The organism is Aureibaculum flavum, assembly GCF_016406085.1.
Taxonomy (GTDB): Bacteria; Bacteroidota; Bacteroidia; order Flavobacteriales; family Flavobacteriaceae; genus Aureibaculum; species Aureibaculum flavum.
This window is the reverse complement of sequence record NZ_JAEHFJ010000008.1, coordinates 49,738-75,768: the sequence shown is the minus strand read 5'-3', so window position 1 is coordinate 75,768 and position 26,031 is coordinate 49,738. Positions and strand designations below refer to the sequence as shown.

Sequence of the window (26,031 nt, the reverse complement as noted above, 5' to 3'; positions counted from 1 at the left end):
ATACCACGTAAAATGCATTGGCCACTAAAACCCATGTATATAATTTTTGCCATGTATATTTTTTATCCTCGTTCATTAGATTTGTTCTTATTTTTTTCCAACAGAAATCATATTAGCAAATAATTTATAAGCTCCGGGTACACCAGCAGGTAATTCTCTAAAAAAACTAATTCCTGTATATATAAAATGCCCTTTTCCGTATTTTGATACGAGCAGACTTCCTTTTTTTGCAGATTCTCCTTTATCATGCATTGATAATATTGGTGTAAAATCTTTACTCCATTCATTTGGAAAATACAAGCCACGTTCTTGAATCCATCCCTCAAAATCTTTTGGCTCAATGTTGTTCGGGGAAGTTAACAACCCATAATTTTCTGATAAAAAACCGACTGTAGCATCTTCTTCTACAACCCTATCTCTCGATAATTTTAATTCATAAGGAGCCACAGCATCTACTTTCAATCCCCTATTCGTATTGTATTGAACAATTAATGTACCTCCATTTTCTACATATTTATGTAGTGCAGCTTGGTAGAATTTTGCTTTATCACTTACATTGTAGATTCTAATACCCAACACAACAGCATCGTATTTGTTCAATGTATTTAAACTTATATTGTCTTCATTCAATTCCTCAACTTTAAAACCAATTTGTGCCAAACTTGTTGGAATTTGATCTCCTGCACCTTGAATATATCCTATTAAATTTCCTTTCTTTTTAATATCTAATCGCACCAATTTAGCTTCTGACGGCATTAAAATAGTTTGTTTCGGAATATGATCATAATCAATGTTTATCAATTCTTTGGTATAAACACTATCTCCGATAGTTACCATAGGTGACATTAACCCTTCACTTTGATTTTTTGGCGGTGTTATCGTAAAAATAACTGTTTTTTCTCCACCTTTATTAGCGATGGTAAAATCGATCTTTTCGGGACTCACTTTCCAATCAGAAGGATAACATAAATTAACTGAACCTGATAAATTATCTTTTGAAGATTTAATAACTACTGGTATTTCTTTCGCTGAATGATCAGAAAAAATATTTACTTTATTCGAAATTTTGGCCGTTACTACTGGTAAAATTTCAAAAGGTTGATACACTTCACCCTTTACAGGATCGTTATATTTATAAACAATAGGCTTTTTTATGTCAATAGGATAACCGTCAATCACCAAACTAAAAACTGCCGTGGCTTTATGTGGTGTTTCTGGGTTACCTATTAAGGTATGATCTTTAACTTTATACATCCCCAACGTACTCACATCAGTTAACCAATAAGGAGCCGTAAATTGTTCCTTATCAGAAATGTAAAGTTGATCTGTATATGTATATGATTGATTATTGTCCAAATCTTTTACCTGTGTAAACCCTTGACCTTTTATTGGTCTTTCAAAAGAAGTCATCAAATTAACACCAGTTAATTTAATAGGTACATCACTTCTATTAATGGCTTCAATGTCAATATTCACCTTTTCATTTAAAGCACTATATGAACTTTCTGATTTAGCCTCTAAATACAAACCCGTACACGCTGCAATAACACTTTTAATTTCAGGTAATTTTAAAGATTTCCAATGCCCCTCAGGTAAATTATCAATCAATTGATAGGCTTTCATTAATTCAGGTATGCTGTGGTCTGGATTCTTAAAATCAAATTCTTGTTGTACTTTACCCAAAATATCAGCAATGGCTTTCCCTCCCACTACTCTGTTCCAAGATGTGTCAACCCCTTCAAAGATATTTCCATTTTTTGGCATTGTACCTTTTAATAGTTCTATATATTCTAATTCAGAACCTCTAGAACCTGTGCTACCAAAACCTTGAGATCTATGTTGACTTCTACTTAATGACGCAATTTCAGGGTTAGACAATCCTTTAGAAGCATAATAAACTCCCATATCAAAACTTAATAAATTTGTTTTATCAGCTTTATCAAATTTTTCTTGACTTCCATAAAACCACCAAGAGGTATTAAAAAATAAATTCTTTGGTTGCCACGTTCCATATAAATTGTGACTTTTAAAATTTTTATCTCCAACTAAATCAAATGCCGCTACACTTAACATTGCCGATGATGTATGATGTCCATGTGTAGTGCCTGGCGTTCTATGATTGAAACGATTAATAATTACATCTGGTTTGAATTTTCTAATAATTGAAACCACATCTTTTAAAACTTCCTCTTTATTCCATATAGATAAGGTTTCATCAGGATGCTTAGAATACCCAAAATCTTTGGCTCTTGAAAAAAATTGCTCTCCACCATCTGTTCGTCGTGCAGCTAATAACTCTTGTGTTCTTATAACTCCTAAAAGTTCTTGTAATTCAGAACCTATTAAATTTTGTCCACCATCACCTCTAGTTATTGACAAATATCCCGTTCTGGCTTTAATATGATTCGAAAAATAGGAGATTAATCGTGTATTTTCATCATCAGGATGTGCAGCTACATATAGTACTGTTCCTAAAAAATTTAATTTCTGTATCGATTCGTAAATCTCAGAAGTACTGGGTTTATTAGGCTTTTGAGCATTAATTGGTAATACAAAAAGAAGAATTACCAGTAATAATAGTATTTTTTTCATAAATTTTAATGAGTCTAATTAAATCTTAGGCTCACAAATCTACTTAAAATTTACGATTGTGAATAAAACAGTAAAATTTATTTTTTTAGCTCCTATATATTAATCTATATTTGTAAATATATTAGAAGACTTCATTAAGAGCTTTGATATAACTCGTTTAATTACTACAAAAGGTAGTGACTAAACATTGAACATTTTAACCTATTATACAGAGATGAAATTTATAGTTTCAAGTAATCAATTATTAAAGCAACTTCAAGTTTTAGGAGGTGTTATCAATAATAGCAATACATTACCAATTTTAGACAATTTCTTATTTGAATTGTCAAATAATCAGTTAAAAGTTTCTGCATCAGATTTAGAAACTACAATGACTACAATTATTGAAGCTGAGGCTGACGAAGATGGTAAAGTTGCAATCAATGCAAGATTATTATTAGATACTTTAAAAACTTTTCCGGAACAACCCTTAACTTTTGTTGTTGAAGAAAATAACACGCTTGAGATCAGCTCTGAAAGTGGTAAGTACGCCTTAGCATATGCTGATGGTGAAGAATTTCCGAAAGCCGTTGAATTAGAAGAACCTAGTAAAACTGTAATTACTGGAGATATATTAGCAACAGCTATATCCAAAACTATTTTTGCATCTGGTAACGACGATTTACGTCCGGTAATGAGTGGTGTTTTCTTTCAGTTTTCTAAAGAAAACTTAACTTTTGTAGCTACAGATGCTCATAAACTGGTTAAATATACGCGTAATGATGTTAGTGCAAGTGAAGTTGCTGAGTTTATCATGCCTAAAAAACCATTGAACCTATTAAAGAATATTTTATCAGGTTCTCAAGAAGACGTTAGTGTTGAATATAACGACGCTAATGCCAAATTTACGATAGACAAAACAGTTTTAGTTTGTCGTTTAATTGATGGTAAATATCCTAATTACGAAGCGGTAATTCCAAAAGAGAATCCAAATAAGTTAACTTTAGAAAGAAGTTCATTTTTAAATTCTGTTCGTCGTGTTTCTATATTCTCAAGTAAAACGACACATCAAATACGTTTAAAAATGGCAGGTACTGAATTAAATATCTCTGCAGAAGATATTGATTTTTCAAATAAAGCAGACGAACGCCTAAAATGTAACTATGAAGGTGATGATATGCAAATAGGTTTTAATTCTAAATTTTTATCAGAGATGTTAAACAATTTAGAATCAAATGAAATATTATTAGAAATGTCATTACCCAATAGAGCTGGAATTTTAACTCCAATAGATGGATTAGAAGAAGGTGAGCATATTACAATGCTTGTTATGCCAGTAATGTTAAACGGTTAATACCTTTTAAGCCCCTTTTATTTTATTATTTTAATTACTGTTTTTAAGGCTTATTTTAAGACCAATCGGTATGTTTTTTTATTAAATAAACAGAATACTACCATTTTCTTACCATTTAAATAGAAAACCATACTTTATATTGATTTTATTGTAATGTAATGAAATATTCGTTACTTTAGCAGTCTTATAGAACCCCTAAATTCTATTTTAATTTATTGTATTAATAAAATTAATATTATTTCACTAAAATATTATTAATTTTCGTGTGTAAAAGCGAAGTGTAATTAAAATAACTCTATGAAAAGAACACTACTCTCTATTTTAACATTCACAGTATTCACCTATGTGGCAGTTTCTCAAACAACTGACTACTCTAAGGTTATTTTCAGTAGTAAAATATATGAATACAAAAACGACGAACCCAGAACTCAAGAATTAGGTATCGATAAAGAATTATTATCAAATATTATTGATAATCTTGGCGATTCACTTTACTCAGAGAAAGAAAAAAAAGACATTGTAGATAAAGCATGGTTGGCTTTTTCTAACCCTAAACTATTTGATTTTGTTTTTAAGGATTTTGCCGTCAAAACAATTAATAACTGGGGGCAAGTAAATGCTAATGGTGAATTGGTATTAGAACCCAATCCATACCTTACTGAATGGACTATCAATAGCGACGAGTTTCCCTATTTTCAATTGGCATTAAGTAAAATATTAAGTCACTATGAATTAATAACGTATGGTGATGATGCTGAAGGTGTGAAATCATCGTTTAATGAATTATTAATCACAAAAAATATTAACTTTCAAGATCCTAAAGATGATGATTGGGCATATTCTTATTTAGAAACTGTAAATGCCGATTTAGCACCAAAAGGATTAGTAGCATTGGTTACGAAAGGATATTATAACATCATAGTATGTAAACTTGAAAAGAAGGACGAAATAACCGAGCTTTTCAAAAAAATTGAATGGGATTTTATTCAACCCTAAAATTTATAAAAAAATTATACTCAAGTAATTAAAAAACCGTTCTTTAAGGGAGCGGTTTTTTTCCATGCAACGCCGAACCAGCTATTAATAAATAAAAACTAATGACAACATGATGAAAAACATCATACTTATCTGTTTAGCGTTAATTACATTTAATGTTGACCTTTTTGCTCAACCAGATTATTCTGCAATACGTTTCCACAGTACTATAAAAGAATATAAAAAAGAAAAACCCAACTTAAAAGACGCTAATTTTAAAAAAGCTGATATTCAAAATATCGTATCATTATTAGGAAGTTCTTTTTACAACGAGGACGAAGTAATTGATATTACCGAAAAAATTTGGCTGGCACTTTTAGATCCAAAGAAATTTGATTACGTCTTTAAAGATATTGCCGTTCAATCTATTCCTAATTGGGATAAAAAGAATTTTAAAGGTGAAATTGTTATCGAACCCAACCCTTTTTTAGCCAAATGGACCAAAGCTCAAAATGATATTTTATATTTTAAAGATGCAGTTGGGCAATTACTAACCTTTTATAAATTAATGGGGTATAGTGAAGATGCAAAAGGTGTAAAAAAGGCATTAGCCAACATGTTGCATACAGAAAAATATAAATTCAGATCTATTAGAGCTAATGATTGGCCAAGTTATTATTTAAGTTCTGCTAATGCAGGCATTAATACGAAAGGGCTAACAGCAATGATCGCCAATTATGACTTCTTTGTTTGTAAAACTAATGAAAAAGACAGTCTTGTAGCTGCTTTCCAAAAAATGGATTGGTCATTTGAAAAACCAGTAAAATAGCTAAAAAAGGCAACTTAAATTCTTATTTAAATTTTCATTCATTTTACTTTCAGTTGCATAGTACGGATCTTATTCGTTCAGTTATCGTAATCTTTCGTGTTATAATAAGTAATCATCAGAACACTTTTTTAACTTTAAGCTCTAATTATTTGTAATTAAATATTACAGAAAAACTAACTGCTGCAGACGCCGACGAAAGACTTTTTTTCCTACCTTTCGAGAATGAACTTTTTAGCACATATTTATCTTTCTGGTAATAACGACGAACTTAAAATTGGTAATTTTATTGCCGATGGAATTGTTGGAAATAAATATAAACACCTCCCTATTACTGTTCAAAAAGGAATTCAACTCCATCGAAAAATTGATTCATTTACGGATACACATCCAATTGTTCGTAAGAGTAAAAAAAGGCTTCATCCAAGATACCGACATTACGACGGCGTAATTATTGATATTTTATACGATCACTATTTGGCAAAAAACTGGTTAGTATACAGCGATATAGAACTGAATGCGTATGCACAACAATTTTATACCTTATTAACCGATAATCATGAGATTCTACCTGAAAAAATTAAAAAGCTATTGCCATATATGATCAAGGGTAATTGGTTGTACAATTATAGAACTATCGAAGGAATAGAAACGGTATTAATAGGTATGAATAAAAGAACAAAAAATATCTCTAAAATGAATTTAGCCATTGAAGATTTACAACTCTATTATACTGATTTTGAAGATGATTTTACAACTTTCTTTGAAGATTTACGTAACTTATCATCTGAACAAACAAAAATAATACTTAATAAATAGAGGTATGACCGTTTAATTGTGCTCCATCTGAAACAGTAATTAATAACATAACCTACAACGACTTATCTAAATAACCTTAAGCATAAAGGTTCGTATAATTTTATTTAAATGAAAAAAATCCTACTTATTTTAAGCATTAGCTTCCTTGTTATACAATGTAAAAAAAGTGCCCCAAAAACTACAATACTTGAACCCGTAGCTAATAGAACCTATGGTATTTTGGCCGATTCTGCCATGGTGGTATCTGCAAGAGAAGAGGCTTCCAAAATTGGATTAGCTATTATGAAACAGGGTGGAAATGCTTTTGACGCTATGGTTGCCACTGATTTATCATTGCTTGTCTCCTATCCATTTGCAGGCAATATTGGAGGTGGTGGCTTTATGGTTTACCGTTTAAAAGATGGTAAAACAGGAAGTATTGACTACCGTGAAAAAGCTCCTCTCAAAGCCTCGAGAGATATGTATTTAGATAAAAAAGGGAATGTAATTCCCAATAAAAGTACTTTGGGAGCTATGGCTGTTGGCGTGCCTGGCACTGTGGCTGGGTTATTTGAAGTTCATAAAAAATTTGGCACCCTACCCATTGAAAAACTTATGCAACCTGCCATAGATTTGGCAACGAATGGTGTTGTTGTTACCAAGCACCAAGCGAGAATGTTGAATGCATACCGCCCTCTTTTTGAGAAAGCAAACAAACGTACTATCCTTTTAGATAAAGAATGGCAGGTTGGTGATACTATAAAATATCCTGCACTAGCGTTAACATTAACAAGAATAAGAGATAATGGCAGAGATGAATTCTATAAAGGAAAAACAGCTGATATGTTGGTGGATTATGTTCAAAGTTTAGGTGGAATTATAACGAAAGAAGATTTGGCTAGCTATGAAGCACAATGGAGAAAACCAATAACATTTGATTATAAAGGCAATAAGATCATTTCTATGTCTCCACCATCTAGTGGAGGAATTTGTATTGGTCAAATTTTAAAAAGTATTGAGCCCTATAACATCAATCAATATGCTCATAACTCTATAGAATATGTTCAATTAATAACCGAAGCAGAACGAAGAACTTATGCCGATAGATCTGAATTTTTAGGTGACCCTGATTTTGTACATGTGCCTATTGACACCTTACTTTCCCCCTATTACTTATCGCAAAGAATGTCTGATTTTAATTGGGATAAAGCAACCAAATCTACCGATATTACGTATGGCGAAATCACCTTACCTGAAAGTGACGAAACAACACATTATTCCATTATCGATCAATTTGGAAATGCTGTAGCGGTTACTACTACAATTAATGGAGCTTATGGTTCTAAAGTGTATGTTAAAGATGCTGGATTCTTTCTAAATAATGAAATGGACGACTTCAGTTCTAAACCTGGCGAGCCAAATATGTTTGGATTATTAGGAGCGGAAGCGAATGCCATTGCCCCTCAAAAAAGAATGTTAAGTGCTATGACACCTACCATTGTAGAAAAAGACGGTAAACTTAAAATGGTGATTGGCACCCCTGGCGGTTCAACAATTATCACCTCGGTAATGCAAAACATTTTAAATGTATTAGAATACGATATGACCATGCAAGAGTCCGTATCACAACCTCGATTTCATCATCAATGGTATCCAGATGATATTAAATTTGAAACTACATTTGATAGTATCATATTTCCCGATTTACGAAATAAAGGATATAACATTGACCAAAGTAACTCTCGCATTATAGGTAAAGTAGATGCCATTTTAGTTTTACCCAATGGTAAATTAGAAGGAGGTGCCGATCCTAGAGGTGACGATAGTGCAGAAGGGTTTTAATTTTAAAAATTCAAATAATTGAGTATAATGTTAACAATTGTCATTCCGAGGCACGAGGAATCTCATAAACAAGACCTATCATTTAAACAGATTCGTCCTTCGTCGGAATGACAGTTAGCTTTTATCTTCCTAATTTAGTATCCTTACTTCTTTCCCAACAATATTTTTACTAAAACACACCCTATATGCCTACTTTTTCATATTTTCGCAGTCTCAAAAACCCATCTGTTTTTTACTTTAAAACTTGATACTATAGTTGGGTTGATTTTATACATTATGGAAGAAAAGAAATTTGATGTCAATTCGCTCATAGGTTTTTTATTATTAGGTGCTATTATGGTTTGGTATATGTACACCAATCAACCAACACCTGAAGAACTTGAAAAGCAAAGAACTGAGCAAATACAAGATTCAATACAAAGCGTTCAAGACCAAATAACTCAACCGTCTACAAAGACCGTTGACTCAGCAATTACAACCGTAAACCCTACAGATTCTTTGGCTCTTTCTAATGCTCAAAGCCAATTGGGTGCTTTTGCATATAGTGCAACATTGCCCTCTGCATCCGCCAATGAAACCATTATTGAAAACGATTTATTAAAAATTAAAGTTTCTAATAAAGGGGGACAAATAACAGACGTTGAGCTTAAAGAATTTAAAACAAACGCTCAAAAACCATTACACCTCGTAAAAGATAATAATGCTCTTTTTAATATCAACTTTGCGACAATGGATAATAGAACTTTAAACACTAAAGATCTATTCTTTGAACCAACCTTATCTGAAAATGGGGAAAACCAAGTACTTTCTATGAAACTGAAAGTATCGGCTGACCAATATTTAGAATATCGTTACGAGATTAAACCAGGAGATTATATGCTCGATTTTGCTATAAAATCTCAAGGCATGGATAGGGCAATAAATACTACACAACCTTTACAATTGAATTGGGACTTTAAAGCCTACCGTCAAGAAAAAAGTATAAAGACCGAAAATATGTACGGTTATTTCTACTATAAAGCTGATGATGATGTAAGTTACTTAAGTTTTACAGATGAAGATGAGTTAAAAGATGTAAACTGGGTTGCCTACAAACAGCACTTTTTTACTTCTTTATTAAAAACAGAGACTCCTTTCAGTTCTGCAAATGTTTCTTCTACAGATTTAGTAAAAGATGAAGAAAAGGATACCGTCTTTACAAAGCTGTTTACTTTAAAAGCACCATTAGATATGAAAAATGGTGAGCTTAATTATGCCATGAACTGGTATTATGGGCCTACAGATTATAAAATATTCAAAAAGTATGAAGGCACAGACATTAAAGATGTGGCTGACCTAGGTTGGGGTATTTTTGGTTGGATTAACAGAATTATCTTTATCCCTGTATTTACGTTTTTAAGTACGTACATGACCAATTATGGATTAATAATTATTTTAATGACCATAATTGTTCGTATTATCATGTCACCTGTGGTATATAAATCTTATTTATCTAGTGCAAAAATGAAGGTGTTAAGACCTGAAATGCAAGCGATAAATGAAAGACTTAAGGGTAAAGAAAATGCAATGAAGCGTCAACAAGAAACAATGGCGTTACAACGTAAAGCTGGAGTTAGTCCATTAGCTGGTTGTATACCTGCATTGATTCAAATGCCAGTATTCTTTGCTTTATTTAGATTTTTCCCTTCAGAGATAGGTTTACGACAAAAAAGCTTTTTATGGGCAGATGATTTATCTTCTTATGATATGGTTGCTCAATTACCCTTTAAAATATGGTTTTATGGAGATCACGTCAGTTTATTTCCAATCTTAGCATCTATAGCTATATTCTTTTATATGCGTATGACGCAAAGTCAGCAAATGAACATGCAACAACCTACACAAGAAGGTATGCCTGATATGAGTAAGATGATGAAATACATGATGTACTTTTCTCCTCTTATGATGCTTTTCTTTTTTAATAATTATGCAAGTAGTTTAAGTTTATACTATTTCGTATCAAACTTACTTACTATTATAATTATGTTGGTCATTAAGAATTTTATTATCGATGAAGATAAAATTCACGCTCAAATACAAGAAAACAAAGCCAAGCCTGAAAAGAAAAAAAGCAAGTTTAAACAACGTTTAGATGATGCTATGAAGCAAGCTCAAGTGCAACAGGAACAAAAAAAGAAAAACAAATAATTTATTTAAATTATTGTTGAAAATTCAAAACCGAAGTTAATAGCTTCGGTTTTTTTTATGATTCTATTTTATTTGATTTTCTTCTTTAAAAATACGAACTTCGTTTGCTCAAATAATTATAGTGATTTTATATCTTTACATTCAAGACAACCTAAAAACCTAACCTAATGCTTAAGAGATTCTTTAGTTACCAACTTGTTTTATTTATTTGTGTAATCGTATTGTCCTCTTGTAGCTCAAGTTCAAAATTAACAAGTCCAACGACTACGGTTAATTCAAAAGCTTCTCTTGAAAAACCATATGTAATTTTAATTTCCTTGGATGGTTTTCGTTGGGATTATGTAGATAAATATAAACCGCCTCATTTAACTAATTTTATTAAAAATGGTGTAAAAGCGGAGTCCTTAATTCCTTCATTTCCTTCTAAAACCTTTCCAAATCATTATACCATTGCCACCGGGATGTATCCAGATAAACACGGTATTATTGGAAATTCATTCTATAGTTATAAAAAAAATGCAACTTATAAATTAGGAAACCGTGAGACCGTAGAAGATGGTAGTTTTTATGGAGGTACCCCAATTTGGATACTAGCTGATAAAAATCAGATGGTTTCTGCTAGTTATTTTTTCGTTGGTTCTGAAGCCGACATTCAAGGTAAACACCCTACCTATTATAAAATTTATGATGGAAGTATAAAAAATGAAACGCGAGTAGCTCAAGCTCTTGATTGGTTAGCATTACCAGAAGAAAAAAGGCCACATTTAATTACCATGTATTTTTCTGACATGGATAATACGGGTCATGATTTTGGACCAAATAATGATACTGAACTGAAAAAGACATTATTTGAATTGGATAGAAACTTAGGTGATTTATTTAAAGGTACAGCAGCAACGAGTCTACCTATCAACATAATTATTGTTTCTGATCATGGTATGACAGAACAAAAAACTGAAAATTTGATTCCTATAGAGAGGGTTAAAAACGATAGCTTGTATGTTACCATAGATAATGGAGCCATTGTAAATATTCACCCAAAAAAACAAAGTGACACGGATGCTATTTTTAAGAATTTAAAACAAAAAGAAGTTCACTTTAAAGTTTATAAAACTGCAAACACTCCGGGTTTTGAATATATTCCTAAAAGTAAAGACTGGGGAACGCTACAGATAATTCCAGATTTTGGCTATTATTTTAGTTCTAATTCAAGAATAGCATCGTATAAAAAGAACGCTATTAAAATAATGGGGATCCATGGTCCAGATACCAAGTATAAAGACATGCACGGAATATTTTATGCCAATGGTCCCGGTTTTAAAAACGGATATATCACTCCTTCGTTTAAAAACATACACATTTATCCACTGCTCTGTAAATTGTTAGGACTTCCTATCCCTAATAGTATTGACGGAAAGCTAGAAGAGGTAAAAAGTGTTTTAAAATAAATGAATAATTAAACCAAACTTTTCAACACTTCCACAACTTGATCAATTTCTTTTAAAGTATTGTATTTACTAAAAGAAAACCGAACTGAAGTTGATTTGACCTTATGTTCTGGTAAAATGGCTTCCAGCACATGTGAGCCTTTTGCACTTCCACTTTGGCAAGCACTGCCTCCTGAAGCCGCAACACCTTTTAGATCCAGTTGGAACAATAACATTGGTAATTCTTTTGGAAAACGCACATTTAAAATGGTATAACTACTGTGTTCTAAATCTGCTGAACAACCGTTAAATTCTAATGTTGGTAATTCACTTTTAATTTGATTAATAAAATGCTTTTTTAAATTGGTAATGTATGTTTTATCAATTTCTTCATTTTCCAACGCTATATCTAATGCTATTTCCATTCCTGCTATTTGCGGCACATTTTCTGTTCCTGCTCTAGCACCACGCTCCTGCTCTCCTCCTATTAACATGGGTTTTATGCCAAAACCTTTTTTAAAAATGGCAAATCCCACACCTTTTGGTCCATGGAATTTATGAGCACTCGCTGTAATAAAGTCAATCGGTACTTCTCGTAAATCCATTGCATAATGTCCAATAGCCTGTACCGTATCTGAATGAAAAAAGGCCTTATGAGCTATACATAAATCAGAGACTTTCGTGCTATCTAATATGTTTCCCAATTCATTATTTACTGACATTAAACTCACTAAGGTTTTTTCTTTATTTGAATTCAAAAGAGCCTCAATTTGACTATAATTTACCACTCCCCGTTCGTCTAATTCTAAAAAATCGATGGTGATATTAAACTCTTCGGCCAAGGCTTCAATAGTATGTAACACGGCATGATGTTCAATTTTAGTCGTAATTATTCTTTGTACTCCTAAATGTACAATTGCATTACGCAGTATTAAATTATCAGCTTCACTTCCCCCTGCCGTAAACACAACCTCTCCCGCAGTTACATTAAAATGTTTTGCTATGCTTTTTCTGGCTGCTTCAACCACTGATTTCGCTTTCCTACCCACTTGATGTGTTGAAGACGGATTGCCATGAACATTAGTCATAACTTCCGTAATTCGTTCAATTACCTTAGTATCTATCTGCGTTGTTGCTGCGTTGTCTAAATAAATTATACTCATCTAAATATATTTTCACTAACTTATTTAATTTCAATCACTTAATAAGGTAGTGTTCTGTGTTATCAAACCAAATGCCCATTAAGAGCTCTATGAGCACAAAAGTAATCAAATTTAACAGCAAGTATTTTTACTTTGTTGCGTATTTCGCCTATTTTTGTCAGTGAACAGATTTAAAGTTTATAAATGAGCAGAATATATTTATTTTTTTTACTGATACTTGTATTGTCATGTAATGATGGTAGCCTAGACATTCCTGAATTTGACTTTTCCTCTACAGACATTGAAACTTGCGGTGAGGTGGTCCTGTTCAAAATTAATGAAAACGAAACTTTTGTTATTGAATTGGATTCTGATTTTGACGCAGATGATGAAGAAACCTTCTTAACGTATAATTGGAATGAAGAAACATTTACCGTTTCAGAGAGTGGAACCAATAGTATTACCTATAGAACAATGTCCGAAGCACCAACCTCTAGTTATTTCTGCCAAAATATACCACCAACTTCTCCTACGGTTACGCAAGAGTGGACAGGAACAGGGACTGTTTTGGTAAATACTGAGTTTTCAGAAGATGACAATGATGGAGTCGATGAAACTGATGATTTATTATTGGATACAGATGGCGATGGTATACCCAATTATATTGACTCTGATGATGACGGTGATGATATTACCACCGACAATGAGGATATTGATGGGGATGGAGATCCTACCAACGATGATACAGATGGTGATGGCATCCCTAATTATTTAGATGCTGATGATGATGGTGATGGTGTTTTAACAATAGATGAATCTTCTACCCTTGATGCGAACGGAAATGATCTTAATGATTATCTGGACCCAGATACCATTAGCACCATAACAGAGCCAAGAAATATACAAAATAGTTACACAGAGACCTATAAAACCACCATAACAATATCACCTTTAAAACTGGTAAATGCAAATGGAGAACCCGTTAATTATGATTCTTATGAATTTGGTACCATAGAGACTTCTAAAACGAAAGTACCAGAATAAACAGGGTAATTCTCTCTTGGTTAGAAAGTACGTTTTCTTGTCATTGAAATAATTGGGTGTAAAATGTATAGGCTGTGGTGTGCAATGGTACTATATTTAACTTTTAAAAGGAGAATTTCATATGGCTTTTTGTAGGTTGATCGGAAAGTTTACATATTTAGCATTACAGTTAAAAATCGCTTTTAAAAACTATTAATCAACTCAATGAAATGGAACAACAAAAACTTGTATTATCTTAAAATGAAGATAATACTTTCAGTTTTCCTTAAATAAAGTAAGAAAAAATTCTGTAATTACTAAGCCAATATTCTTAATATTTTGAAATATAAAAAATTAATTACGCTAATATTTATATTGGTAGTAGCATTATTTTATTTTAGTAGTACTTCCAGTCAATTCAATATTTTACTGAAATGCCCACTCTATAACACCACTGGCATTTACTGTCCTGGCTGTGGCAGCCAACGTGCATTTCATAGTTTAATACATGGTGATTTTTTAGAAGCACTGCGGAATAATATAATGTTACTGTTAGGTATAATCGCCTTGATTTACCATTACGGAATACAATTGAGTAACCATTTTTTTAAAACAAGTGCTAAAAGCATCTTTAACAATAAAAAGATACAGTTTTTGGTTTTAGGATTATTTATACTTTTTTGGATTTTAAGAAATATAAATGTTGACCCATTTTCATTATTGGCACCAATAAATTAGGCAAACTCTTTTATTCATAACAATTATAGATAAAAATTAGCTGTAATATTTAGTGGTATTTTCAATATTTAGTTTCTCAAAAGAATAACTACTTCATAGTAATTTATCATTAATGTAATAAAAGAATCAAAACATACTAATCTTTGACTATCAACACATTACATATTTTCCTTTGATTTAATTTCTCTTTATCTAAAAAAAATTAATAAAACAGGTAGGAATTAGAGCTCTTAAGTTGTTCTATCAACAACTACCTAAACCTAACACATACTATTTTATTCATGTGAGTAATTCATGATGCCTAATAGTATATAACTGTATCATATATTTCCTCATAGAATATATAGTACAAAAAATCATTCATTAACATAAACTAATATTTCCCCTTATGAAAAAAGTAATTTTAACAACATTTTTAATGTTGACATCCCTAATTTATTCACAAGAATATTCCAGAATAACAATTGAACCCTCTATAGGCATCACACAAATACAAGATGTGGCTTCATTCGCCTTTGCCAATTACAATGTAGGTGGTCGATATATGCTTAATAATAAATTTGGAGTTCGAGTATCTGCTACCTATACTGATAATATTGAAAATTATTACTCAGCGAATATTCAAGGTATAGTCAATGTAGGTAGAGTATTAAACTTTGAGGAATTTACCAAGGTTTATACCATATTATTGGGAGTAGGTGGAGATTATACGTATTTACATAAAATACACAACCCCAAAATATTTAGAGAAAATAGCAACTTTCATTTAACTACAAGTATCGACAATTTGTATAAAATTAATAATAAATTAGCTCTAAAAGCATCTTTAAATGTAGTTACAGGTATTAACGATTTACAAGAAAATGATCTTTATACTACCAATTCTTTCGGTATCAATTTAGGGGTTTCATATACTCTAGGAAAAAAGGATCATATCGATTGGTCAGTTAAGAATATGGAACCAATTATAATAGACAGTACTAAAACTATCATTGAAAAACCTGTTATCAATAATTATATTACCAATGAACCGGATAATAATTATAGTCAAAATGAATATGTCTTTTTCGACAATAACAAATCAGAAATAAAAGCAACAGGATTGAATGCAATAAGTAAAATAGTTAACTACTTAAAGGCATATCCTGAAAAAGAAGTAACTTTAATAGGTTATGCCTCTGATACGAATAATACGAGTGTTGATTACGATAACGCACTTTCAGAAAAAAGAGCACAAGTAATTTTTGAAAAACTTTCCGAATTAGGAATCTCAGCTGGCCGAATAAATTTAGAATTCAGAGGTAAAGATGCTGACAAAATCAAATCTTCATTTGATTTTGCAAGAAGGGTAGAACTCATAATTAGATAAGATTTTACGTTATACTTAAAACATATAAAAACTCCTGAAATAGTTAATATTTTAGGAGTTTTGTTGTTTATATAAACCTATTATATTATAAATTTGAGCAGAATATTGAATTGCAATATTTAAAAAAACAAACCGTTATTTATTCAAACCATTTTTAAAGTTGAATTAATCATTATGAATTTCGTAATTAAAAAATATAAAACGCTACTATTATTACTATTAACAATAGGACTTGTGTCTTGTAGTGGTACCAAAAAAACTCAAGAAGCTTTAAATAGTGGAAATTATTACAGTGCAATTAATGCGTCAATCGCTAAATTATCTGCGAACAAAACTAAAAAAGGAAATCAGAAGTATATTACAATGCTTGAAGATGCCTTTGCAAAGAATACAAAAAGAGAAAATAAAGAAATTAATTTTTTGTTGAAAGAAGGAAATGAAGCTAATTATGAAAAAGTTTACAATAGCTATTTAGAATTGGAGTCTATTCAAGAAAGAATACAACCGTTACTTCCACTGTACTTATCTGAAGAAGGTAGAAAAGCAAAATTTTCATTTAGTGATTACACCAATAAAATATTAGCTTCTAAAGAAAAACTCGCATCTTATCTCTATTCAAATGCTTCAGGCTTAGCCGAATCAGCAACTACAAAATATGATTATAGAAAAGCATATGATGACTTTACCTATTTAGAAGAATTAAGCCCAGGTTATAAAGACACCAAGCAAAGAATTGAAGATGTTTATGTAAAAGGGATAGATTACGTAAAGGTGAAATCATACAATGCCAGTGACAAGATAATTCCTGAAGACTTAGAAAATGAATTGTTAAATTTTAATACTTATGGTTTAAATGATTTATGGACAACATATCACACAAACCCTCAAAAAGATATTAATTACAATTATGAAATGGTATTAGAGTTTGTAAGTATAAACATTAGTCCCGAAGCCATAAATGAAAAACAATTAATTAAGGAAAAGCAAATTAAGGATGGTTGGAAATATGTCTTAGATACCAATGGAAATGTAACTAAAGATAGCCTTGGTAACGATATAAAGGAAGATAAATTTATAAAAGTTAAAAGTGTTTTTAATAAACTAACACAACATAAAGAGGCTAATATAACAGCCAAAGTAAGTTATTTTGATTTACAAACAAATCAATTAATTAACGCATACCCTATAACTTCAGGGTTTGTTTTTGAACACATATATGGTAATTACAATGGTGATAAAAGATCTTTAGATTCTGAATACTTAGGTTTCTCTTCACAAAAGTCGGTTCCTTTTCCAACAAGTGAACAAATGATTTATGATTCCGGTGAAGATCTTAAACTTAAAATAAAAAATATAGTAAAGGCCTATAAGTTCAATTAGCGTTAAATAACTATATATAGTTACTCTAAATTTTTACACTCATAATATCGTAATGAGAACCATGTGCAACTACGGCACCATCTTTTAATACTATTAATTGTGGTGATTGATGCATCACTCCAAATTTTGAAGAAATTTCTTCTGAAATTGGCCGAAAACTCAATAGATCCAGCAAGTAAAAATCTACTTCTCCAGTATCCTCTTGACGCTCAAACTGACGAAGTACACCACTGCTAATTCCACATCTCGTGCTGTGTTTAAATATAGCTTGATATTTTGAATTCGACTTTTGCTCAATTTCATCCAGTTGTTCCATTGAATTTAAAGCAATCCAATTAAAATTATTTTTGGGTTTTGAAGCCTCAGAACTACCAAACAAACTTTTTAATATTCCCATGTTAATATTTCGTTTTCAATTTCAGTTTCAAAGTTAGCTATTTTATTACTGACAATAAACGTTGTGCCTAAATGACTCTCAATATTATAATAAATTCATTAAAAAATGTCATTTTGTCTCTAAACTAAGCACTAAACAGCCATTTTGTCGCTCAACTATTTTATGTTACGAATGGAACACTAATTGCATCTGCTCTAATAAAAAAAGAAAGATGAATCTAAATAATTATACAATAAAATCGCAGGAAGCAGTGCAACAAGCTCAGCAAATTGCACAAGGCTTAGGACATCAACAAATAGAGAATGCACATATCTTAAAAGGTATTTTTGAGGTTGATGAGAATGTAATACCATTTTTGCTTAATAAATTAGGCGTAAATGTTGATATTTTTAAACAAACATTAGATAATATAATCGCTAGTTTCCCTAAAGTTTCTGGAGGCGAATTAATGCTTTCAAGAGTTGCGGGAACAATGCTTTCTGATGCCGCAAATATTGCGAAGAAAATGTCAGATGAGTATATCTCTATTGAACATATTTTATTAGCCATATTAAAGTCTAAGGGTGATACTGCTCAATTATTTAAAGATAACGGAGTAACTGAAAAGGATTTAAAAGCAGCTATTGCCGAACTTCGTAAAGGTAGTAAAGTAACTAGTCAAGGAGCTGAAGATACTTATAACTCGCTAAGTAAATATGGTAAAAACCTAAATCAATTGGCTAGTGATGGTAAGTTAGACCCTGTAATTGGTCGTGATGAAGAAATTCGTAGAATTCTACAAATCTTATCACGTAGAACAAAGAATAATCCCATATTAATTGGTGAACCAGGTGTGGGTAAAACTGCTATTGCAGAAGGTTTAGCTCATAGAATTGTAAAAGGTGATGTACCTGAAAATTTAGCAGATAAAATTATTTATTCCTTAGATATGGGTGCCCTTATAGCGGGTGCAAAATATAAAGGTGAATTTGAAGAACGATTAAAATCAGTTGTTAAAGAAGTGATTGGTGCTGATGGACAAATTGTATTGTTCATAGATGAAATTCATACCCTAGTTGGTGCTGGTGGTGGACAAGGAGCAATGGATGCTGCTAACATTTTAAAACCTGCATTGGCAAGAGGTGAGTTACGTGCCATTGGAGCAACCACTTTAGATGAATACCAAAAACATTTTGAAAAAGACAAAGCATTAGAACGTCGTTTCCAAAAAGTAGTGGTTAATGAACCTGATACTGAAAGTGCCATTTCAATTTTGCGTGGTATTAAAGATAAATATGAAACGCATCATAAAGTACAAATTAAAGATGATGCTATTATTGCTGCAGTAGAACTTTCACAACGGTATATCACAGATCGATTTTTACCAGATAAAGCGATTGATTTAATGGATGAAGCTGCTGCTAAATTACGTATGGAAATCAATTCTAAACCTGAAGAGTTAGATGCATTAGATCGAAAAATAATGCAATTAGAAATTGAAATTGAAGCCATAAAGCGTGAAAAAGATGAGAAAAAACTGAAAAGCTTAAAAGAAGAAGTCGCTAATTTAAAAGAAGATCGTGAAGGTATCTATGCAAAATGGAAAAGCGAAAAAGAAGTTGTAGATCAAATTCAGGCTGCTAAAAAAGCAATTGATGATTACAAAACTGAAGCTGATAAAGCAGAGCGTAATGGAGACTATGGTAAAGTAGCAGAAATTCGTTATGGTAAAATAAAAGAAGAAGAAGAAAAGTTAGCGGAACTGCAAAAAGATGTATTGAGCAATCAAGACAACGCTTTAATAAAAGAGGAAGTAACGGCCGAAGATATTGCAGAAGTTGTTGCAAAATGGACAGGTATTCCAGTTCAGAAAATGCTGCAAAGCGAACGTGAAAAATTGCTACACTTAGAAGATGAATTACACCACCGTGTAATTGGTCAAAATGAGGCTATTGAAGCGGTAGCCGATGCGGTAAGACGTTCAAAAGCAGGATTACAAGATAGTAAAAGACCTGTGGGTAGTTTCTTATTTTTAGGAACTACAGGAGTTGGTAAAACGGAATTGGCAAAAGCGTTGGCAGAATATTTATTTAACGATGAAAGTGCCATGACTAGAATAGATATGAGTGAATATCAAGAGCGTCATGCCGTAAGCCGATTAGTTGGAGCACCTCCGGGATATGTTGGATATGAAGAAGGTGGACAATTGACTGAAGCTGTTAGACGTAAACCATATTCAGTTATTCTGTTGGATGAAATTGAAAAAGCACACCCTGACACTTTTAACATCCTGTTGCAGGTATTAGATGAAGGAAGACTTACAGATAATAAAGGTCGTGTAGCTGATTTTAAAAACTCTATAATAATTATGACCTCAAACATGGGTTCTGACATTATACAAGAGAATTTTAAAGAGTTCGACATGAATAAACGTGAACAGGTTACCGAAGCCACAAAAGTAGATGTATTAGGTCTTTTACGTAAAACAATTCGACCTGAATTTATCAATAGAATTGATGAAATAGTGATGTTTACGCCTTTAAACAAAGCAGAAGTTACTCAAATTGTAAAACTACAATTGAATGGTTTGATTAAAATGTTAGCTGATAAGGGAATTGCATTAAGCACTACAGATGAAGCTGTTGAAAGTCTTTCACGTCAAGGGTTTGACCCACAATTTGGAGCAAGACCTATAAAAAGAGTGATACAACGTAAAGTGTTGAACGAATTATCGAAAGAAATTCTAGCGGGTAAAGTTGTTGATAATAGCTCTATACTTCTCGATGCTTTTGATGACGAATTGGTTTTTAGAAATAAGTAATTTCGAAAAACTTTAAACCTTAATCTTAAAAAATCAGGTCATAACTGACCTGATTTTTTATATTCAATAACTAACAACCCCACAATGAACTGGATTTTAGCTACACTTTTCATACTAATTGTTATCTATTTGGTAAGTAATTACAACAGAAAAAAAAGATTAGCTAAACTCAAAAAATATTTTATTGACAATTGGGGCAAACCAAAATCAACGCGATTTCACTTTCGATCTATTGGTCAATATTACTATAATAATTTTCACAAAAAAGATGCCTATCATTTAATATCAGACCGGGTTAAATCAGATTTAGACATTGATGCTGTTTTTCAATTTATTGACCGTACCTCTTCAAAAATTGGTCAACAATATTTATACTACAAATTAAGAACCATTGGAACTCTTGAAAAGCTAAAAAAGTTTAGTGCTTTTAGTCAAGTTTTTAGTAATGATGATGATTTAAGACTCAAATGTCAATTACTGCTATCGAACTTAAATTCTAACGCATCTTATGAGTTAGAAAAATTAATAAATGATAAAACGATAGAAAAACCTAAAAATATAAAATGGATTTATGCCTTAACCATAACTGCTGTTGCATCAATTTTCTTGGTATTTGTTCATCCGTTATTTTTATTACTTTTAATTCCCATTTTTGCAATAAACACCGTTTCTCATTATAAAAATAAAGAAAATATCACCTATTATTTAGATGGTGTAACACAGCTGAATAAAGGATTGACAATAAGTAAAGAACTGATTAAGATTGAAAAAGTAAAATCACATTTTAAGAATGTTGATTTTTTTAAAAAGTTAGATTCCATCCGCTATAAAACCAAGTTTATAGGATTTGAGAAACATATAGGAGGAGAATTTGCTGCCTTTTTCTGGTTAGTGACAGAACTAGTAAAAATTCAATTTAATATAGAACAGATTGTATTTTTTAGCTTTATTGACACTATCTCTAAAGAGCAAAAAAGTATTGAACAACTCTACTTATTTATTGGAGAAATTGATGCCGCCATTTCCATTGCTTCCTTAAAGGCCGGGAAAGAACAAACATGTACTCCTAACTTTACGGATAAAAAACAAATTGAAACTCAGGAAATTTACCACCCTTTAATTGAAAAGTGTGTTGTAAATGATTTAAATTTAATTGATAAAAGCATGTTGTTGACTGGTTCGAATATGTCTGGTAAAACAACATTTATTAGAACCATTGCTGTCAATAGTATTTTAGCACAAACATTAAATTTGTGTTTTGCAAAAACCTTTACCGCACCATTTTTAAAAGTACACAGTTCCATTAGAATTACAGACGATTTACAGGAAAACACAAGCTATTATCTGCAAGAAGTACTCACTATAAAAGCATTATTAAAGGCTTCACAAGCTGAAGAACCTTGCCTTTTTGTTTTAGATGAGATTTTTAAAGGTACCAATACCGTTGAACGAATTTCGGGTGGAAAAGCCATTTTAGCCTATCTCAACAAAAAAAATCATATTGTTTTAGTTTCTACACACGATATTGAACTAACTGAATTATTGAAAAAAGAAAATTACGAATTGTTTCATTTTAGTGAGCAAATTGAAAATGAAGAACTCCTGTTTGACCATAAATTGAAAAGTGGAAAATTAAAAACGAGAAACGCCATTAAGGTTTTAGAACTATATGATTATCCTCCAGAAATAATTGCTGATGCTAGAAAAACGGAGACAGAAAGTTTTAATTAGTTTTTTATTTACGAATCAATAATAGCACATCTCTCAATAAAAGGTAATGTTAACACATCCTTAGTTTTATCAAAATATCAATAATAGTAGATTTACATCGAATTTAAAATCTAACCAATTATGAAGAAAGTAAATATTTTGATTGTGATAACTCACGTTACATTGACCACAACTGGACAAGAAAAACGATATTGATGATAAAAAAAAGATGCTGGTGAATTAGGAAGTAATCATAGTGTTACAGCTTTATATGAAATTATCCCGAAAGGCAAAACTAGTAAGTTTTTAAAAGAAATTGGCGATTTAAAATATTCAGATAACACTTCTAAAGATAAGTTTAAAGATGAATTGGTCACTATCAAATTTAGATACAAAAAACCAAAAGGTACCAAAAGTATTGAAATGGTGCATGTAGTAAAAGATAATACTATTGAGTTTGATAACGCAAGTAATGATTTAAGGTTTGCATCTGCAGTTGCCCTGTTTGGTTTGAAACTAAGAGCATCACAAATAGCGAAAAAAATAAGTCTCGAAGAAATTATCACTATTGCAGAAAATGCTAAAGGAAAAGACAAATTGGGTTATCGTTTAGAATTTGTTCGATTAGTGGATATGGTAGATCTTGAATAATCAAGATTAAGTAAAACAGTGGGTATTCTCTAAAAATAAATAGTAACAATAAAAATAATTTCACATGGCACATATGTAAAACTATAGTATTCCAAAGATAAAATCTTGTTTCTTTTGGTATTTACATCACCTTTAATTAGTTGATAAAGTACATCTTATAAGTTGTGATATAAACGCCATTAATAACTAGAAAATTAAAACTTATCTTTGGAATCAAATCAATTTTATTGTTATCATGAGAATTTTAAATAAATTACTTTTATTAATCTGTTTGTTTTCAGGTTTATCTGGTATTAGTCAAGTAAAAAACGAATCAACATTATCTTTAGATCAAATAATGAAAGGTGATGCTTTTGTTGGACACTTACCTGAACGCATCAGTTGGTCAGACGATAGTAAGTCAATTTATTTTAGCTGGAATCCTGAAGCTGACACCATCTCATCTCGGTTCAAAGTAGCTATTCATACGAAGGCTATTAAAAAATTAAGCACAGAAGAATTACATACCCAAACTAGTAATGGTATTTATACTCATGATAACCTTTGGAAAGTCTATGAAAAAAATGGAGACATTTATTTACTAAACACTAAAAATTTCGCGGTTACACAGGTTACGAATACCTTAGCATATGAAACCAACCCCCTATTTTCTGGCGATGAAAAAGATATTATTTTCCAAAGTAATGCTAACCTTTTTAAATGGAATATTTCAAAAGGAACCACAACTCAATTAACCAATTTTAATACTGGTAAAAAACCAAATGAAGATAAAAAGCTTTCCGAACAGGATCAATGGTTGAAAGACCAGCAATTACAAAATTTTCAAGTTTTAGGAGAGAGAGAAAACGTGCAAAAAGCCTCAAAATACAGAAGGGAATTAACTAAAGTTAAAAAGCCTAGATCAATTTATTTAGAAGGCAAAAGATTGAGAGGTTTAAAGATATCACCCAATTTAAATTATGTAGTATATAATTTATTTTCACCAGTAAAAAATAAAAACACGGTAGTCCCAAATTTTGTGACAGCATCTGGTTACACTACAGATATTACTACGAGATCTAAAGTTGGAGGAAAACAAGCAACTTCAGAAACTTGGATTTACAACATCCATAAAGACACTATTTATCAAGTAAAAACAGATAAAATTGAAGGTGTTTTTGACAAACCTGAATATTTAAAAGATTATGTTGTTAAAGACTCTGTTTTTAATCCTAAATTTAAAAACCCTCGTTATGTTACTATCAGTTCACCCATTTTTTCAGATGATAATAAAGCTATAGTCAACATTACATCGCAAGACTATAAGGATAGATGGATAATGAGCTTAGATGTTTCTACAGGAGACTTAAAACTAATTGACAGACAACATGACGACGCTTGGATTGGCGGTCCTGAAGTAGGATGGTTTTCAAGAGGAACTATAGAATGGCTAGACAATAATAGGATATGGTTTAAATCTGAAAAAACGGGATATGCTCATATTTATATTGCTAATGTAAACACTGGTAAAATTAGCCCAGTAACCTCTGGTAGTTACGAAGTTTTAGAAACCACATTAAGCAAAGACAAAAAATCATTTTATTTAGTGACTAACAAAGTAAGTCCGTTTGAACAGCATTTTTACCACTTATCAATTAAAACGAGAAAAATGACCCAAATTACATCGCTAAAAGGTGGTCATGAGGTAACCATCTCTCCAGATGAAAAACAATTGGCTATTCGTTATTCTAACAGTACAACACCTTGGGAGCTTTATGTAATGCCAAATAAAATGAATGGTAAAATTACACAATTAACAAATTCTGTGACTCAGGAATTTAAAGACTACAATTGGAAACAACCAGAAATTATACGTTTTAAAGGTAACGATGGTGCTGATGTACCCGCTACTCTATTAAAACCAACTGCCGAAAAAAATAATGGTGCAGCCGTAATATTTGTTCATGGTGCGGGTTACTTACAAAATGTACACCATTGGTGGTCTTCTTATTTTAGAGAATATATGTTTCATAATATGCTCGTAGATAATGGTTATACTGTACTAGCAATTGATTTTAGAGCAAGTTCAGGCTATGGTAGCGATTGGCGTACCGGTATTTACAGGCATATGGGTGGTAAAGATTTAGATGATCAAATTGATGGAGCCAAATACCTTATAGAAAACCAAGGTGTAAACAAAGATAAAATAGGTATTTATGGTGGGTCATACGGTGGTTTTATTACCTTAATGGCAATGTTTAAATACCCTGATACATTTAAAAGTGGAGCTGCAATACGTTCGGTAGCAGATTGGTCTAATTATAATCATGGTTATACCGCCCCTATTTTAAATACACCTGTAGAAGATCGTATCGCTTACAACAGAAGTTCGCCTATTAAATTTGCGGAAGGATTAAAAGGAAATTTACTTATTTTACATGGAATGGTAGATACAAACGTTCATTTTCAGGATGTTGTACAATTATCACAACGACTTATTGAACTTAAAAAAGAAAATTGGGAAATGGCGATATTTCCAGTTGAAAGTCATGGATTTGTAGAAGCTTCAAGCTGGAGAGATGAATACCGTAGAATTTTCAAACTATTTCAAGAAACATTAAATGATTAAAATAAAGCTGATCTAAAAAAAAGTACTATCCACAAGAAATGCTAATTACATAAAACACGAAATATTAATTTTCTTATTTCAATAATAAAAAAACTGTAAAAAAGTCATAAACACCTAGCAGTCAGAAGACAAAATGTCATTTTGTTTATTTTTTTGATGACAAAATATCATAAATTATCAATTGGTATTTAATTTGCTTTACACCTAACAAATAAAAAAAGTTTAACTTAAAA

17 protein-coding genes and 1 pseudogene are annotated in these 26,031 nt (G+C 31.4%); 15 read left to right on the top strand and 3 right to left on the bottom strand.

Annotated elements, in window-relative coordinates:
• Positions 1-87: 87 nt before the first annotated feature.
• A complete protein-coding gene (locus tag JBL43_RS15220) occupies positions 88-2,592 on the bottom strand; it encodes a PIG-L family deacetylase (protein ID WP_198842264.1) in 2,505 nt (834 codons plus the stop codon).
• A 214-nt stretch (positions 2,593-2,806) separates the two neighbouring features.
• Between JBL43_RS15220 and dnaN the strand changes: the two genes are divergently transcribed.
• From dnaN to JBL43_RS15185, 7 genes are all read left to right on the top strand, one after another.
• Positions 2,807-3,925: a DNA polymerase III subunit beta gene (gene dnaN / locus JBL43_RS15215; RefSeq protein WP_138949396.1), complete on the top strand. Its 1,119-nt coding sequence runs from the start codon at positions 2,807-2,809 to the stop codon at positions 3,923-3,925.
• A gap of 297 nt (positions 3,926-4,222) precedes the next feature.
• A complete protein-coding gene (locus JBL43_RS15210) occupies positions 4,223-4,921 on the top strand; it encodes a hypothetical protein (protein WP_198842263.1) in 699 nt (232 codons plus the stop codon).
• A gap of 109 nt (positions 4,922-5,030) precedes the next feature.
• Positions 5,031-5,729 carry a hypothetical protein gene (locus tag JBL43_RS15205; RefSeq protein WP_198842262.1) on the top strand — a complete coding sequence of 233 codons (699 nt, stop codon included), beginning with the start codon at positions 5,031-5,033 and terminating at the stop codon, positions 5,727-5,729.
• A gap of 222 nt (positions 5,730-5,951) precedes the next feature.
• Positions 5,952-6,545 (top strand): acyl carrier protein phosphodiesterase, encoded by a 594-nt coding sequence (locus tag JBL43_RS15200; RefSeq protein ID WP_198842261.1) that lies wholly within the window; start codon positions 5,952-5,954, stop codon positions 6,543-6,545.
• Positions 6,546-6,653: 108 nt separating this feature from the next.
• A complete protein-coding gene (gene ggt, locus JBL43_RS15195) occupies positions 6,654-8,366 on the top strand; it encodes a gamma-glutamyltransferase (protein ID WP_198842260.1) in 1,713 nt (570 codons plus the stop codon).
• A gap of 276 nt (positions 8,367-8,642) precedes the next feature.
• Positions 8,643-10,553: a membrane protein insertase YidC gene (yidC, locus tag JBL43_RS15190; RefSeq protein ID WP_198842259.1), complete on the top strand. Its 1,911-nt coding sequence runs from the start codon at positions 8,643-8,645 to the stop codon at positions 10,551-10,553.
• A gap of 167 nt (positions 10,554-10,720) precedes the next feature.
• The gene (locus JBL43_RS15185) at positions 10,721-12,001 is read left to right on the top strand and encodes an alkaline phosphatase family protein (protein WP_198842258.1); all 1,281 of its coding nucleotides are present in this window, start codon (positions 10,721-10,723) and stop codon (positions 11,999-12,001) included.
• A gap of 8 nt (positions 12,002-12,009) precedes the next feature.
• On the opposite strand, the gene JBL43_RS15180 is transcribed toward JBL43_RS15185, so the two are convergent.
• The gene (locus JBL43_RS15180) at positions 12,010-13,143 is read right to left on the bottom strand and encodes a cysteine desulfurase family protein (protein ID WP_198842257.1); all 1,134 of its coding nucleotides are present in this window, start codon (positions 13,141-13,143) and stop codon (positions 12,010-12,012) included.
• Between the two features lie 183 nt (positions 13,144-13,326).
• Between JBL43_RS15180 and JBL43_RS15175 the strand changes: the two genes are divergently transcribed.
• The 4 genes from JBL43_RS15175 (at position 13,327) to JBL43_RS15160 (ending at position 17,632) form a co-directional block, all read left to right on the top strand.
• Complete coding sequence (locus JBL43_RS15175; protein ID WP_198842256.1) at positions 13,327-14,166, top strand: hypothetical protein; 840 nt, start codon at positions 13,327-13,329, stop codon at positions 14,164-14,166.
• A 318-nt stretch (positions 14,167-14,484) separates the two neighbouring features.
• On the top strand, positions 14,485-14,883 hold the full coding sequence (locus tag JBL43_RS20445; RefSeq protein WP_198842255.1) for a DUF2752 domain-containing protein: 399 nt from the start codon (positions 14,485-14,487) through the stop codon (positions 14,881-14,883).
• A 388-nt stretch (positions 14,884-15,271) separates the two neighbouring features.
• Positions 15,272-16,252, top strand: a complete 981-nt coding sequence (locus JBL43_RS15165; RefSeq protein ID WP_198842254.1) for an OmpA family protein — start codon at positions 15,272-15,274, stop codon at positions 16,250-16,252.
• Positions 16,253-16,426: 174 nt separating this feature from the next.
• A complete protein-coding gene (locus tag JBL43_RS15160) occupies positions 16,427-17,632 on the top strand; it encodes a hypothetical protein (protein WP_198842253.1) in 1,206 nt (401 codons plus the stop codon).
• 25 nt (positions 17,633-17,657) lie between these two features.
• Here the strand turns inward: JBL43_RS15160 and ytxJ are convergent, their stop codons facing one another.
• Positions 17,658-18,029: a bacillithiol system redox-active protein YtxJ gene (ytxJ, locus tag JBL43_RS15155; RefSeq protein WP_198842252.1), complete on the bottom strand. Its 372-nt coding sequence runs from the start codon at positions 18,027-18,029 to the stop codon at positions 17,658-17,660.
• A 211-nt stretch (positions 18,030-18,240) separates the two neighbouring features.
• On the opposite strand from ytxJ, the gene clpB reads away from it, so the two are divergent.
• The 4 genes and pseudogenes from clpB to JBL43_RS15135 all read left to right on the top strand — a co-directional run bounded on the left by clpB (position 18,241) and on the right by JBL43_RS15135 (position 25,798).
• Complete coding sequence (gene clpB, locus JBL43_RS15150) at positions 18,241-20,829, top strand: ATP-dependent chaperone ClpB (protein WP_198842251.1); 2,589 nt, start codon at positions 18,241-18,243, stop codon at positions 20,827-20,829.
• A gap of 84 nt (positions 20,830-20,913) precedes the next feature.
• Complete coding sequence (locus JBL43_RS15145; protein WP_198842250.1) at positions 20,914-22,560, top strand: MutS-related protein; 1,647 nt, start codon at positions 20,914-20,916, stop codon at positions 22,558-22,560.
• A gap of 213 nt (positions 22,561-22,773) precedes the next feature.
• Positions 22,774-23,190, top strand: a pseudogene (locus JBL43_RS15140) (YfbK domain-containing protein); the annotation flags it as partial.
• Between the two features lie 235 nt (positions 23,191-23,425).
• The gene (locus tag JBL43_RS15135) at positions 23,426-25,798 is read left to right on the top strand and encodes a S9 family peptidase (RefSeq protein WP_198842249.1); all 2,373 of its coding nucleotides are present in this window, start codon (positions 23,426-23,428) and stop codon (positions 25,796-25,798) included.
• Positions 25,799-26,031 lie beyond the last annotated feature (233 nt).